13 protein-coding genes are annotated in these 13,379 nt (G+C 60.6%); 10 read left to right on the forward strand and 3 right to left on the reverse strand.

Going from position 1 to position 13,379, the window contains the following annotated elements:
- Nucleotides 1-300 precede the first annotated feature (300 nt).
- On the forward strand, nucleotides 301-1,629 hold the full coding sequence (locus tag AC13RC_RS19980; protein ID WP_269244838.1) for a peptidoglycan L,D-endopeptidase MepK: 1,329 nt from the start codon (nucleotides 301-303) through the stop codon (nucleotides 1,627-1,629).
- 30 nt (nucleotides 1,630-1,659) lie between these two features.
- Here the strand turns inward: AC13RC_RS19980 and AC13RC_RS19985 are convergent, their stop codons facing one another.
- Nucleotides 1,660-2,358 carry a TetR/AcrR family transcriptional regulator gene (locus AC13RC_RS19985; RefSeq protein ID WP_488558228.1) on the reverse strand — a complete coding sequence of 233 codons (699 nt, stop codon included), beginning with the start codon at nucleotides 2,356-2,358 and terminating at the stop codon, nucleotides 1,660-1,662.
- Between the two features lie 133 nt (nucleotides 2,359-2,491).
- Here AC13RC_RS19985 and AC13RC_RS19990 point away from each other — a divergent pair, with 133 nt between their 5' ends.
- The 4 genes from AC13RC_RS19990 to AC13RC_RS20005 are packed head-to-tail and all read left to right on the forward strand — an operon-like array spanning nucleotide 2,492 to nucleotide 7,547.
- A complete protein-coding gene (locus AC13RC_RS19990; protein ID WP_488558229.1) occupies nucleotides 2,492-3,502 on the forward strand; it encodes an HlyD family secretion protein in 1,011 nt (336 codons plus the stop codon).
- A 12-nt stretch (nucleotides 3,503-3,514) separates the two neighbouring features.
- Nucleotides 3,515-5,275 (forward strand): ATP-binding cassette domain-containing protein, encoded by a 1,761-nt coding sequence (locus AC13RC_RS19995; RefSeq protein ID WP_488558230.1) that lies wholly within the window; start codon nucleotides 3,515-3,517, stop codon nucleotides 5,273-5,275.
- Nucleotides 5,272-6,423, forward strand: coding sequence for an ABC transporter permease (locus AC13RC_RS20000; RefSeq protein WP_488558231.1), 1,152 nt, complete (start codon nucleotides 5,272-5,274; stop codon nucleotides 6,421-6,423). Before AC13RC_RS19995 ends, AC13RC_RS20000 begins: the two co-directional genes overlap by 4 nt.
- A gap of 2 nt (nucleotides 6,424-6,425) precedes the next feature.
- On the forward strand, nucleotides 6,426-7,547 hold the full coding sequence (locus tag AC13RC_RS20005) for an ABC transporter permease (RefSeq protein ID WP_488558232.1): 1,122 nt from the start codon (nucleotides 6,426-6,428) through the stop codon (nucleotides 7,545-7,547).
- Nucleotides 7,548-7,706: 159 nt separating this feature from the next.
- Here the strand turns inward: AC13RC_RS20005 and AC13RC_RS20010 are convergent, their stop codons facing one another.
- Nucleotides 7,707-8,801 (reverse strand): GGDEF domain-containing protein, encoded by a 1,095-nt coding sequence (locus AC13RC_RS20010; protein WP_488558233.1) that lies wholly within the window; start codon nucleotides 8,799-8,801, stop codon nucleotides 7,707-7,709.
- A gap of 215 nt (nucleotides 8,802-9,016) precedes the next feature.
- Here AC13RC_RS20010 and AC13RC_RS20015 point away from each other — a divergent pair, with 215 nt between their 5' ends.
- The 5 genes from AC13RC_RS20015 (at nucleotide 9,017) to copC (ending at nucleotide 12,650) form a co-directional block, all read left to right on the forward strand.
- Entirely contained in the window at nucleotides 9,017-9,421 is a 405-nt protein-coding gene (locus tag AC13RC_RS20015) for a hypothetical protein (RefSeq protein WP_173002473.1), read from the forward strand.
- Nucleotides 9,422-9,642: 221 nt separating this feature from the next.
- Nucleotides 9,643-11,016, forward strand: coding sequence for a PepSY-associated TM helix domain-containing protein (locus AC13RC_RS20020; protein WP_488558234.1), 1,374 nt, complete (start codon nucleotides 9,643-9,645; stop codon nucleotides 11,014-11,016).
- Nucleotides 11,017-11,080: 64 nt separating this feature from the next.
- Nucleotides 11,081-11,560, forward strand: a complete 480-nt coding sequence (locus AC13RC_RS20025; protein ID WP_488558235.1) for a copper chaperone PCu(A)C — start codon at nucleotides 11,081-11,083, stop codon at nucleotides 11,558-11,560.
- Nucleotides 11,550-12,146, forward strand: coding sequence for an SCO family protein (locus tag AC13RC_RS20030; RefSeq protein ID WP_488558236.1), 597 nt, complete (start codon nucleotides 11,550-11,552; stop codon nucleotides 12,144-12,146). The genes AC13RC_RS20025 and AC13RC_RS20030 overlap by 11 nt, the downstream gene beginning before the upstream one ends.
- 135 nt (nucleotides 12,147-12,281) lie before the next feature.
- Nucleotides 12,282-12,650 carry a copper homeostasis periplasmic binding protein CopC gene (copC, locus tag AC13RC_RS20035; RefSeq protein ID WP_113350745.1) on the forward strand — a complete coding sequence of 123 codons (369 nt, stop codon included), beginning with the start codon at nucleotides 12,282-12,284 and terminating at the stop codon, nucleotides 12,648-12,650.
- Between the two features lie 56 nt (nucleotides 12,651-12,706).
- Here copC and AC13RC_RS20040 read toward each other — a convergent pair whose 3' ends face one another.
- Nucleotides 12,707-13,363 carry a TetR/AcrR family transcriptional regulator gene (locus tag AC13RC_RS20040; protein ID WP_488558237.1) on the reverse strand — a complete coding sequence of 219 codons (657 nt, stop codon included), beginning with the start codon at nucleotides 13,361-13,363 and terminating at the stop codon, nucleotides 12,707-12,709.
- Nucleotides 13,364-13,379: the final 16 nt, after the last annotated feature.

Raw genomic sequence — 13,379 nt, forward strand, 5'->3', positions numbered from 1 at the left:
ACGCGAAAACGTTTGCAAAGCCGGGTTTTCCCCATCTTTCGAAAGACGGCGCCTTACAGGCACTGGTTGATGCCCTCACAAAATTGCAACGGTACAGCTGAAGCTTTCCGGAATAAGGGTCGCCAGGGCTGGAGGTGACTTCCGCCGCCCTATGAATGCGCTCGAACGGACAAAATTTTGCCGTTTCCACCTATAAACGGTCCGTTAGGGATTTGTTGACCATAATTGGAGGGTATAGCGATGCCGCGGACGCGGCGCCTCTGATTTCTGTTTCTCTTAGCAAGGGCGAAAGTCGTATCCGTGCATCACGTGATCTTTTCCATTCCGGCGACGGTTTTCGCCACGACTTTCTCATTCGTCGCTTGCCGGGTGGCGCTGATCGCAATGCTGGCGCTCGGTGCTTTTGCCGGCACCGCGGCGGCCGAGGATCGGGCACTCAAGCTCTTCTTCACCCACACGGGGGAAAGAGCGACCATCGTCTTCAAACGCGGCGGCAAATATGACCCGCGGGGCCTTGCTCAAATCAATCGTTTCTTACGCGACTGGCGAAAGAACGAGCCGACCAGGATCGATCCGGAATTGCTCGATCTCGTCTGGGAGGTCTATCGCCGCAGCGGCGCCAACGAGGCCATTCACGTCGTCTCGGCCTACCGCTCTCCCTCGACCAACAGCATGCTGCGCAACCGCTCGCGCAGCTCCGGCGTTGCCAAACACAGCCAGCATACGCTCGGCAAGGCGATGGATTTTTACATTCCCGGCGTGAAGCTTGCGAGCCTGCGCGCGATTGCCATGCAGATGCAGATCGGCGGCGTGGGCTTCTATCCCAATTCGGGCTCGCCCTTCGTGCATCTCGATGTCGGCAGGGTGCGAGCCTGGCCGAGAATGTCGCGCCAGGAACTCGCGCGGCTTTTCCCGAATGGGCAGACGCTGCATGTGCCGGCAGATGGCAGACCGCTGCCGGGCTATGATGTGGCGGTCGCCCAATCCAAAAAGCGGCCATCTCAAATGAGCAGCAGGATCGCAGCCGTCGTGGATGACGATGACGACGCCGGGTCATCGATAGCGTCGCGCAATGACACGCCCGACCGCAGCCTTCTCACCAGCATGCTGCCGACGCCCAGGAGCCGGGCCCTGACTGGACTGGAGCTTCAGCTCAGCAAGCGAGTGACCGAAGAAAACAAGAGCCAGCCCTTTGCCGATCTTGCGGCCTATGCCGTTCCGCTGCCGGCTTGGCGGCCGACCAGCAGCATCGTCGTTGTCCCGACGGCCGCACCGGGGAGACCCGCCCCTCCCGCTGTGTTCGCCAGCCTGATCGTGGGACGCAGCGACGCCGGAAAGCTCGTAGTTTCGGACAATGCGAAGAATACAGCCGATAGCGCCATGGCAAAGATGCAGCCAATGGAGCGGCTGCCAAGCTCTGCCGTGCAGGACGTATCCGGCGGCGTCGGAGCCATGTCGACCGGAGCCATCGTCGCCTGGGCCTTGCAACCGCCGGGCATGGCAGTCGACATGACGCTCCCGAGCCTCGTCAGCGCGCCCATTCCGATGCATGACGACATGGCGGAGGCCCAGGCCGGAGCGTACGATGGCGACGACTTCGATGTCGAACGTTTCGGTTTCGAAGGCTGAAGCATTTCCCGAGGCGCGATTTGCCAGGAGTCAGCTCGGCTGTTCCGGTGATCCCGCTCCCTGTACTGGCAGGGAGAGCTGGGTAAGGCCGCCAAGCGTGAAGCGAAAGAGCCGGTCTGCCAGCTCCTCATCCGTGGTCGCTTCCCGTCCAAGCGCCGGAATGATCTCGGACACGCGCTTTTCGGCTACCAGCAGCATGAAGCATGGCGCCATCGTCGAAAGCGCCGCCTGAGCAACGAGCGGATGGTCCGGCGCCACGCCGATGATCTGGGCGATGACGCCGAACAGCAGGCCTTTCTTGGGCTCGATTTCCTCGCGCCGCAGCTTGTCGATGTGCGGCGTCGGCGCGATCAGTTCGCGGACAATCACCTTGGCCGGCCATGAGTGCTCATTGCCGGTTCGCACCACTTTGACCAGCAACCCGATAAATCGGCGCAGCTTCTCCTTCGGCTCGATGTCCGCGCCCACCGTGCGGGCAAGCACATCGTAACTCATCAGGCGATGATGCGCCTCGGCAAGAACGTCTTCGTACAAGGCCTCGATGCCGCCGAAATGGTAGTTGACCGCCGCCGCATTCGTTCCCGCACGCAAGGCGATTTCCTTTGCAGTCGCGCGATCGAAGCCGAATTCGGCGAAGACGGCGCCGCCCGCCTCAAGCAGGCTTATCCGCGTGGCAGCCCCGTCCTGCCGATCTCGAGATCGCGCCGTTCGTCTTATGCCTCTGGCCATTGCTTTCGCCTTCTATTAATTCAAATATTAATTTGAAATTTGAATTTGACAAGTGTTATAATCGTCCCGCGGATCGATCTCGGTCACCGTTCGTTTCATCAAAGCTGGCATCTCTTTGGAGTTCAAATACAGTATGCAGCGCGTCATCATCATCTTGCTCCTGTTGATCGCCGCCGCGGGCGGAGCCTGGTGGTATTTCCATCGGGACAACGGCTCGAACGAGCTTGCTCTCTATGGAAACATCGACTTCCGGCAACTTACCCTCGCCTTCAACGGCAGCGAACGTGTCGCCGAAGTCCTTGTCGAAGAGGGCGCGCAAGTCAAGAAAGGCCAGGTCGTCGCCAGGCTGGATACGAGCCGTCTTCAGCCCCAGGTCGCCCAGGCCGAGGCGCAGGCAGCAAGCCAGCGGGCCAATCTTGAGCGCCTCAAGAACGGTAATCGTCCGGAAGAGATTGCGCAGTCCCGCGCCAATCTCGAATCCGCCAAGGCGGAAGCGGTCAATGCCCGCGCCCAGTTCGAGCGCCAGAACGCGCTTGCTCCCAAGGCCGCCGTCAGCCAACAGGCTTTGGATGAGGCGCGCTCTGCCGCCGCCGTTGCCGACGCCAAGGTCGTCGCCAATCAGAAGGCGCTCGATCTGCTTGTCGTCGGTTCCCGCGTCGAGGACATTCAGGAGGCGGAAGCGCAGCTGCATGCATCGGAAGCCAATGTCGCGCTTCTGCACCAGCAGCTTGCCGATGCCGAGCTGAAAGCGCCGGTCGACGCCATCGTGCAGTCCAGACTGATCGAGCCCGGCGAGATGGCCTCACCCACGCGAGCGGCATTCTCGCTTGCGACGATCAGCCCGAAATGGGTGCGCGCCTATGTCTCGGAAACACAGCTTGGAATGCTTCGTCCCGGTATGAAGGCTAACGTCAGCGTGGATTCGCTGCCGGGACGGGCGATCCCGGGGTGGATCGGCTTTATCTCCTCGGTTGCGGAGTTCACGCCGAAATCGGTGCAGACGGAAGAGCTGCGCACAAGTCTCGTCTATGAAGTCAGGGTCTTCGTGGACGATCCCGATAACGCGCTGCGGCTGGGCATGCCGGCAACCGTCCGGCCGCTTCCCGGCGAGCAGGCGAATGTCGCAACCGCACAGCAGCAATAGAGTGGGAATGCCATGAGCGCCGGCGATCTCTCGGTCACAGCAAGGAATGTCCGCAAGACCTTTCGCCGCGACACCGGCGAGATGGTGGAGGCGCTTGCCGATGTCTCGCTGGACGTCCGCAAGGGAGCGCTGACCGCCCTCGTCGGCCCGGACGGTGCCGGCAAGACGACATTGCTGCGCCTGGCATGCGGCCTCATCGCGCCGGATGAAGGCAGTTTGCAGGTGATCGGCGTCGATATTGCTAGGGAACCGCAGCGCGTTCAGGACCGGATCGGCTATATGCCGCAGAAGTTCGGCCTCTACGAGGATCTGAGCGTTCAGGAGAACCTCGATCTTTACGCCGATCTGCATGGCGTGACGCAATCCCAGCGTGACGAGACCTATCCGCGCCTCTTCGAAATGACGCAGCTCGGTCGCTTCAAGGAGCGGCCGGCGGGAAAATTATCCGGCGGCATGAAGCAGAAGCTCGGCCTTGCCTGCACGCTGGTGCGGGCGCCGGAACTGCTGCTTCTCGACGAACCCACGGTCGGCGTCGATCCGCTGTCGCGACGCGAGCTGTGGGAGATCGTCTTCAAGCTCGTCAGGGAGGACGGGCTCTCGGTGATCGTGGCAACCTCCTATCTCGATGAGGCCGAACGCTGCGAACATGCCGTGCTGATGCATGCGGGCAAAATCCTCGATCAGGGGCCGCCGGAAGAGATTACGGCAAAGGCCGATGGCTGCTGCTTCATGGTACAAGGTCCGGAGGACATGCCGGCTAGATCGCTGCAAGCGCGCTTGTTCGCGCTGCCCGGCATTGTGGATGCCGTGCCGGAAGCCGGCCGCGTCCGGATCGTGCGCAAGCCGGAGCAGACGCGCGAGCCGCTGCGGCTGGATGAGACTGAGCTCGATACCGAGAGCGTCGCGCCCCGGTTCGAAGACGCCTTCATGATGCTGTTTTCCGCCGTCGTCGGCGACGCCGAGCGCCAGACACACAGCGGCCAGCCATCCGACCGTCGCAACGGCGATGAAACGGTCGTGCAGGTGCGTGGCCTCCTCCGCAAATTCGGGGACTTCACGGCCGTCGACCATGTGAGCTTCAGCGTCCGCAAAGGTGAGGTCTACGGCCTCCTCGGTCCGAATGGCGCAGGAAAGAGCACGACGTTCCGGATGCTCTGCGGCCTGCTTCCGGCCACCGGCGGCACCTTGATGGTCGCCGGCTCCGACCTCCTGACGGCAGGCGCGAAGGCACGAGAAAAACTGGGTTATGTCGCGCAAAAATTCTCGCTCTACGGCCAGCTCAGCGTCGACGAAAATCTGGAATTCTTCGCGAGCGCCTATGGCTTACGCGGCCGGCGCAGAAAGGACAGGATCGGCGCCCTGAAGAGCCAGTTCGAACTCGACCAGTTCTCAAAGCTGCCAAGCGGACAGTTGCCAGGCGGATTCAAGCAGCGGCTGGCGCTTGCCGCCGCGCTGCTGCACGAACCGGATATTCTCTTCCTTGATGAGGCCACCAGCGGCGCCGATCCGCTGGCACGGCGGCAATTCTGGGGACGGATCACTGCCCTCTCCGAACAGGGCGTCACCATCATCGTGACGACGCATTTCATGGAAGAGGCCGAATATTGCGACCGAATCATCATCCTCGATGCCGGCAAAAACCTGGCCGAGGGAACACCGGTCGAAATCCGGGCTCACGCGGGAGCGCACGGCGAGGCGGCAGCGACGATGGAGGAGGCCTTTATTGCGATCGTCGAGAAGGAGCGCCATCGGAAAATGGAGAAGGCGGCATGAACCAGTCCAAAGACAGCTCCGGCCAAAGATTGCGCGCAGCCTTGCGCCGCATTCGCGCCCTCATCCGCAAGGAAACCTGGCAGCTCCTGCGCGATCCGAGCAGCATTGCGATCGGTATCGTCATGCCCGTGGCCCTGCTGATCCTGTTCGGATACGGCATCAATCTCGACGTCAAGAACGTTCCCGTCGCGATCGTCATGGAAGAAAATTCAGCCGAGGCGCGCAGCCTCGCTTCGGCCTTCGAGCTCTCAAGCTACTTCTCCCCGAAGCCCGTCAAGACGATGGCGGAGGCAGAAAGGATGCTCTTGTCCTCCGAAGTGCGGGCGATCCTGCGCATTCCCTCGGATTTCTCGCGGAAGGTTGCTCAAGGCAGTGGCGAGGTTCAGGCCGTCGTCAACGGCAGCGATGCCAATACGGCGCGCATCTCGCTGAGCTATGCCGAAGCGGCCGTTGGCGTCTGGGCCGCCAAGGAAACCTCGCGCAAAGGGACGGCCGGCGGCAGCGGCGTCACGATCGAATCCCGCCTGTGGTTCAACGAGGCCAATGACAGCAGCTATTTCCTCGTCCCTGGTCTCGTCGTCCTCGTTATGACGCTGATCGGCGCGCTGCTGACCGCCCTCGTCATGGCGCGGGAATGGGAGCGCGGCACCTTTGAAGCGCTGTTCGTAACGCCGGTGCGCTCGACGGAGATCCTGCTCGGCAAGACCGTCCCCTATTTTCTTCTGGGGCTTGCGGGCCTTGCGCTCTGCGTCGTCGGCAGCCGGCTTCTCTTTGGCGTGCCGCTTCGCGGATCGTTGCTGGTCCTGACCGTCGTATCCATGCTCTATCTTCTCGTCGCGCTGGGACTCGGCCTTGCCATATCCTCAATCACGAAGAGCCAGTTCATTGCCAGCCAGGTCACAGTTCTCGTGACCTTCCTGCCAGCCATGATGCTTTCCGGCTTCATGTTCGATCCGAGGAGCATGCCTTGGGCCGTGCAGATCATCACCTATATCTTCCCCGGCCGATATTTCGTTACCCTGCTGCAAACCCTGTTTCTCGCCGGCAATATCTGGAGCGTCATCCTGCCCAATGCCGCAGTGCTTGCCGGCATGGCGACAGCACTTTTGGCCCTTGCCGTGCGCATGACCCGCAAGAGGATCGCATAGCCATGTTGATCGCATCGCTTCTGCGCATCCTGACCCTGATCCGCAAGGAACTTCTCGTTATCCTGAAGGACCCGAGAAGCCGGGCAAGCCTTGTCGTGCCGCCGATCCTGCAATGCCTGATCTTCGGTTACGCCGCCACCTACGATCTCAATCATGTTCCCTATGCGCTCGTCGACCAGGACAGGACGACGACATCGAGAAACCTCGTAGCAAAGCTCGAGGGATCGGGCATTTTCGAAAGGGTGGCGACACTGACGCAGACCGGACAGGCCATCCGCTTGCTCGATACCAAGCAAGCCGTACTCATCATCGTCATCGAGCGCGATTTCGAACGACAATTGGAAACCGGCACCACGGGCACGGTGCAGGTCGTCGCGGATGGCAGGAATTCCAACACCAGCGGCATTGCGCAAGGCTATGCCAACACGATCGTCAGCGACTTCACCTCCGACTGGCTGGCGCAAAAGGGGAGTTCCAACAGCAGCATGAGGGTCACGACGCGGGCATGGTATAACCCGCAACTGGAAACGCGATGGAGCATGGTCCCCTCGCTCATCGGGACCATCACCATGCTGATGACGATGATGCTGACGGCCATGTCCGTTGCGCGCGAACGCGAGGAAGGCACTTTCGATCAGTTGCTTGTGGCACCGTTCACGCCGACCGAAATCATGATCGGCAAGGCTGTTCCCTCGATGATCGTCGGCATTACCCAGGCATCGACGATCCTGCTGGTGGCCTTGTTCTGGTTCCGTATCCCGTTTGCCGGTTCTTTCCTGACGCTTTATCTCGGGCTTAGCCTCTTCCTTGCCGCGGCCATCGGCTTCGGGCTATTCCTATCGTCGATTGCCGCCAACATGCAGCAGGCGATGATCCTCTGCTTCGTCTTCCTGATGCCGTTCATGCTGCTCTCCGGTCTGATGTCGCCGACCGACAACATGCCGGAAGTCCTGCAATATGCGACGATGATCAATCCGCTGAAATACGCGATCAGCATCACGCGCGGCGTCTATCTCGAAGGTGCCGGCATCGACGCGCTGTTTCCGGATATGCTGGCACTCGTCGCCATCGCCGCCGCGACGATGCCGGTTGCCGCCTGGATGTTCCGCCACCGCTTGAACTGAACCACATCGCGTTTTTCCCGTGATCGCTCCGAGGGATCGAGGGCGGCGAAATCATGCATTGTCTGCCGGGATGCTTCCTGCAGCAGATCCTCGCGCATGCGAGTTGCCGGGAAATGCGGGAAAGCATGCCGTGCTCATCGCCGAAGAATGACAGCCGGCCTATGCGGCCTCCGCCAGTTCAACCCGATTTCTTCCACTCGCCTTCGCTCGATAGAGTGCCTTATCGGCAGCCTCGAGCACATGCTTGAAATCCGTCGTCGGCTCAAGGGAGCAAGCAATACCGATGCTAACGGTGACATGGACGGCTTCCTGCTCGAACATCAGGCTTGTACCCTCGATGTCCTTGCGAATTTTCTCCGCGACGGCAGCCGCAGCCCTCATGTCCGTGTTGGGCAGCAACACGACGATCTCCTCGCCGCCATAGCGGGCCGCAATATCGGTCTTGCGCACGGTTTGCCTGATAACATCGGCCAGCCGCGCCAGAACGGTGTCGCCGTAGGAATGGCCCCAGCTGTCGTTGATCTTCTTGAAGTGATCAATATCGAGCATGATAATCGAGAAAGGGATGCGCCGCGTACCCGCTTCCTTGCTGCATCGATCGCCTTCGCGCTGCAGCACGCGGCGGTTGGGCAGCCTTGTGAGTGGGTCGAGGCTCGCTTCATTCTCCAGCGCACGCTGTATGCCGATGCGATATTGCTCCCGCTGCAGCAGGTCTGACAGCAGCATGACGCCGAGGATATTGACGATCGTCACCGGAAGTGTCGCCGAGAGGAGCAGGGCGTGCGCAACCGCCCACGGCAAAAGGAAGACAACCACAATGGATGAGCAGGTCGCCAGACCGAACAGGGCCGATCGCCGCCAGCCCGTGCCGGTCCATTGCCGCGGCAGCAGACTGAGCGCATAGCCCACGGCCGCAACAATCACGATGCCGGCAACGCCGACCACGGCGCCCATGCCGCCCACCATGAACCGAAACAGGGCCATCATCACCGCAGCGACAATGGTTCCTAGAAGGCCACCATAGATCGGCGTAAGAACAAGGAGGATCGACCGGCCATCCTGGATCACACCTGGCATCCATTGGATGGGATCGCCCATGGACAGGATGCCGACCAGCCCGAACAGCAGCCCGACGGCCACGGATTTCAAAGCGCCGCGCTCGACGATACGGATGACCCAGGAATAGGCATAGACAATGATCGCCACCTGGCCGAGGACACGTATTAGCGAGATCAAATGTGTTTCGATTTCCATGGCTATTCCCAGTCTTCGCTACGCGCCGCAATGGATGAGCTGTGGCGGCATGGTCGAAGTCCTTACGAGATACCATGCGATCTCTAAAAATAGTTTATATGCTTCTCATCGATCGGCAGTGCGGCAGGATCACGGCACGAATTGACGCATTGCGCTTGTGATAGGCCTGCCCTATGAGTGAAACCTTATCCGCGAATGCGGTGGTGGGGACAAGAATGCGGAAGACAATTTCGCGTATAGGACAGTGGAGCACGCGCATTCTTTGCGCCGTTGCATTGTTGCTTGTCGGCTTCGCCCATCAGCCGATCGTGGCAATAGCGGACGAAGTATCCCCAATCGAGCTTGCCCAGTACAGGCTTCCGGACGGATCGCTGCCCATCCTCTGCGTCACCTACAAGGATGCCGACGGCAAGGTGCATGGGAAAGCCTATGCGCCTGGATGCGAGGCATGCCGGATCGCGTCCGCTGCGATGCTGCCCACGCCTCCGACCGACATTTGCGAGTGCCTTGCCTCACCGCGCGGAGAAACCGTCATCGCAAGATCGGAGGCTTTCCACCGCCAGCTTTATCCGCCGAACACAGGACCGAGAGCGCCTCCCCTCCTCGACATCGTTGGCTGAACCGGCGCTGCGGCCTCGCCGTGACGCTCGCCGTCAACGCTGCCGCATCGCGACCCTTTGGTCGTAAAATCTGAGGATTGGTGTTCCTGACTGTACTTTGCCGAAGAAGGCGGCGCCGATTGGTCCGGCTGCTTAAGTGAAGCAAGCTCACCTCAAATGGCGAACCATCGCCGCCCCTCCCCAGATCGATCATGGCAGCCTACCGATCTTCGGAGGATTTCATGTCTGCCCTTACCGCTGCAGAGCCTGCAGCCGCAGCACACCATAATATGTCGCTCTATCGCGCGATCTGGCGCTGGCATTTTTTTGCTGGCCTTCTCGTCATTCCCTTCATGCTCAATCTGGCGATCACCGGTTCGCTCTATCTGTTCAAGGATCAGATTGCCGACACTTTCTATTCGCATCGCTACCTTGTTGCCGAGACCGGCACGATGCTGCAGCCACAGCAGATCGCCGATGCGGCACTCGCGGCCTTTCCCGGCACCCGCGCAACCTCCTATCACGAAGCGTCGGCACCGAACCGCTCTGCCTGGGTAACGGTATCCAAGGACGGCCAATCAACCATCGTCTACGTCAACCCTTATGACGGCAGCATTCTGGGAGCGGTCGGCTCGAAACAGGAATTCGGCTGGGTCGTCAAGCGTATCCACAGCCTCGAATATTTCGGGACATGGACCAATCGCCTCATCGAGATCGTCGCGGGCTTTGCCCTCGTTCTCGTGGTGACCGGCATCTATCTGTGGTGGCCGCGACAGCAGAGCGGCGGCGTGCTCACGGTTCGCGGCAATCCGTCCCGGCGCGTCTTCTGGCGCGACCTGCATGCCGTGACGGGGGCCCTTGCCGGCATCCTCATCTTCTTCCTGGCCTTCAGCGGCATGCCATGGTCCGGTTACTGGGGCGCCAATGTCAATGCCTGGCTGACGGCGAATAATCTCGGAACACCGGCTGCGGTCTGGGACGAGGTGCCGAAATCGACGAAGGTCACACAGGATATTGTCAGCCGCGCCGGCTGGGTGGTCGAGAATGCGCCTGTTCCGCTTTCCGATATCGCGGCAGCGCAATCGTCAAGGCCGATCGGCCTGAACAAGGCCGTCCACATCATGCACGGCCTGGGCATGGTTGCGGGCTCCGATCTTGCGATCCCTTCAGATCCGACCGGCGTCTATACCGCAAGTCACTATTTCGGCGACCTCGGCAAGGAACGCACCGTCCACATCGATCAATATTCCGGCAAGCCGCTCGTCGACATTTCCTATGACCAGTATCCGGCGCTCGGCAAGGCCATCGAATGGGGCATCAACGTCCATCAGGGACAGGAATGGGGCCTTTTCAACCAGCTTCTGATGCTGGCCGCCTGTCTCGCCATCGTTCTTTGCTGCGTGACGGCTGCGACCATGTGGTGGAAGCGAAGGCCATCGGGCCGTCTCGGCGTGCCGCCGATGCCGCCGCAGAAGGCCGTCTATGTCGGCCTCTGGCTCATCGCCATCGTCTTCGGGGTGGCCTTCCCGCTGACGGGAGCCGCCATCGTCGCGATGCTGCTCCTCGACCGGTTCGTGGTTCGTTTCGTGCCACCGCTCCGGCGTTTCTTTTCCTGACGAGACCGGGCGGAGCCCAAAGGCTTCGCCTGTCCGCTCCTTTTCCGGATCAAGGATATCGATCATGCTGAGACAGATTTTTGCCCTTGCCGCTTTCGGGCTGGCGTTCCTTTCTTCCTCCCTCGCTTGTGCCGACGATGTCAAAATCGGCAATCTCACCATTTCCGCGCCCTATGTTCGCGCCATGGTGCCGGGAGCTCCCGTCGGTGGCGGTTATATGACCATCACGAATACGGGCGGCGCCGACGACCGGCTGGTGGCTGCAAGTTCACCGCGCGCCGCAACAGTCCAGATTCACGAGATGAAGATGGACAAAGAGGTCATGATCATGCGCGAGCTTGCCGGCGGCCTGCCGATACCGGCCGGCCAGACCGTCGAACTCAAACCCGGCGGCTATCATCTCATGTTCATGAAGGTTGCCGAGCCCTTCCTTCAGGGCCAGACGGTGAAAGCAACGCTCAAATTCGAAAAAGCCGGCTCTGTCGACGTCGATTTCCCGGTCGGATCGATAGCGGCGAACAAGGGGACGTCCCATGTCAAATAGACGACGTTTCGTTGCAGCCACCGTCGCCCTTATGCTTGTCGCCGGTGCGGGCGCGATCGGCTACGCAACGTTCCTCGTGTTGCCTGAGGTACAGGCCACGGGCGGTCCCGGCACAGCCTTCACGCTCACGGACGATCGCGGTGACCCCATCACCGAAAAGGCCCTGTCGGGCCATCCCTCGCTCGTCTATTTCGGCTACACGCATTGCCCCGACGTTTGCCCAACAACGCTTTACGACATGGCGGGCTGGTTCAAGACGCTCGGACCGCAGGCCGATGGGTTGAAAGCTTATTTCTTTACCGTCGACCCGGAGCGCGACACGCCGGAGATCATGCATAGCTACACGGGCAATTTTACCGACCGCATCACCGGGATCACGGGTGATCCCACCGAAATGCAGAAGGCCATCAAGGGCTGGCGCATCTATGCCAAGAAGGTGCCGAGCCCAGACGGTGGATATACCATGGATCATACCGCCTCCGTGCTGCTCGTCGATGCCGGCGGCAATCTCAGAGGCACCATCGCCTATCAGGAAAACAACGATGTCGCGCTGCAGAAGATCCGAAATCTGCTGCGGCAGGATTAATTCCGTGGCGCGTAAGCACCACTGGGAAATGGAAATACCGTCCGGCTCTGCCCGTAACGGATATCGGCGATCGAGCGATCGCCATCATACGATCCGCAGACCTTCTTCGGATCATCAACAGGATGAGGAAACCAAATGCCCCCGATCAAGAAATTGCTCCTCGCTGCCGGCGTCATCAGCATCGCCTTTGCCGGCCAGGCCATGGCACACGCCCATCTGAAGTCGGCCGTTCCGGCAGCCGACGGCACGGTCAAGACCGCGCCATCGGAGCTCGACCTGACTTTCTCGGAAGGCCTCAATCTGAAATTCAGCGGCGTCAAGGTCACCGGCCCCGACAAGGCGAGCGTAAAGACCGGAGAAGGCATGCTGATGAACAGCGGCACCACGCTGATGGTGCCCTTGACCGACAAATTGCCGGCCGGCAAGTACACGGTCGAATGGCATGTGCTCTCCACGGACGGCCACAAAACCAACGGGAGCTACAGTTTCACCATTGCGCCTTGACCGGTCCGAAGGCTGCCCGCAATTGCGCGGACACCATTCGCCCTTCCATTTCCGGCTCAAGCCGAGCCGGAAATGCAGCCCTGCAAGAAGATCGCCGCACATTCGGTCGCGCGGGTTCTTATTTCCTCATCGTCAGGAGCCTCGCGCTGGCCCAGCATGACAGCCCGCTGCGGCTCCATGGTCATCATGCCCCTGAGGAAGCCGGCCGCGAGGGGGATATTGGCAATTCTAATCGCTCCCTTATCGTGCTGGCTGCGCAGCCATACCTCGAAAACCACGGTCGAGGCCTTGATCGCCCGTTCGTAGAAGGAGGCCGCGATTTCGGGAAAGCGATCAGCCTCGGCTACGGCCAGACGATTGATCGCGATGGTTTCAGGGTCCAGTGCCAGACGGCCGTAGGCAATCAGGATCTGTTCCAGCCCATGATGCAGATCCGTGTGCCTGAGCAAGCCCTGATCCACCTCGACGTTGAAGCGCGCGATGCGATCCGTAATCACGGCATTGAAGATCTCGCCCTTGCTTTCGAACAGCCGATAGACTGTTTTGGTCGATACTCCCGCATCCTGCGCGATGTCGTTGACGCATGCAGCGGCATAGCCCGCCTCCAGAAAACGCTTGCGCGCAGACGAAAGCACGATCGCCTTGGTGTCGTCATCACAGCGGACTTGCGGCCGTCCTCGTGGTCGTTTCGTGGTTTTTTGATTTAGGAGCATAGATATTTTCCAAAAT

The organism is Martinezella sp. CNPSo 3890 (assembly GCF_057784455.1).

Excerpts from the sequence above, each read along its gene's own strand:
- AC13RC_RS19985 (WP_488558228.1), bottom strand. The coding sequence starts at position 2,358 with ATGGCCAGAGGCATAAGACGAACGGCGCGATCTCGAGATCGGCAGGAC.
- AC13RC_RS19990 (WP_488558229.1), top strand. The coding sequence starts at position 2,492 with ATGCAGCGCGTCATCATCATCTTGCTCCTGTTGATCGCCGCCGCGGGC.
- AC13RC_RS19995 (WP_488558230.1), top strand. The coding sequence starts at position 3,515 with ATGAGCGCCGGCGATCTCTCGGTCACAGCAAGGAATGTCCGCAAGACC.
- AC13RC_RS20000 (WP_488558231.1), top strand. The coding sequence starts at position 5,272 with ATGAACCAGTCCAAAGACAGCTCCGGCCAAAGATTGCGCGCAGCCTTG.
- AC13RC_RS20005 (WP_488558232.1), top strand. The coding sequence starts at position 6,426 with ATGTTGATCGCATCGCTTCTGCGCATCCTGACCCTGATCCGCAAGGAA.
- AC13RC_RS20010 (WP_488558233.1), bottom strand. The coding sequence starts at position 8,801 with ATGGAAATCGAAACACATTTGATCTCGCTAATACGTGTCCTCGGCCAG.
- AC13RC_RS20015 (WP_173002473.1), top strand. The coding sequence starts at position 9,017 with ATGCGGAAGACAATTTCGCGTATAGGACAGTGGAGCACGCGCATTCTT.
- AC13RC_RS20020 (WP_488558234.1), top strand. The coding sequence starts at position 9,643 with ATGTCTGCCCTTACCGCTGCAGAGCCTGCAGCCGCAGCACACCATAAT.
- AC13RC_RS20025 (WP_488558235.1), top strand. The coding sequence starts at position 11,081 with ATGCTGAGACAGATTTTTGCCCTTGCCGCTTTCGGGCTGGCGTTCCTT.
- AC13RC_RS20030 (WP_488558236.1), top strand. The coding sequence starts at position 11,550 with ATGTCAAATAGACGACGTTTCGTTGCAGCCACCGTCGCCCTTATGCTT.
- copC (WP_113350745.1), top strand. The coding sequence starts at position 12,282 with ATGCCCCCGATCAAGAAATTGCTCCTCGCTGCCGGCGTCATCAGCATC.
- AC13RC_RS20040 (WP_488558237.1), bottom strand. The coding sequence starts at position 13,363 with ATGCTCCTAAATCAAAAAACCACGAAACGACCACGAGGACGGCCGCAA.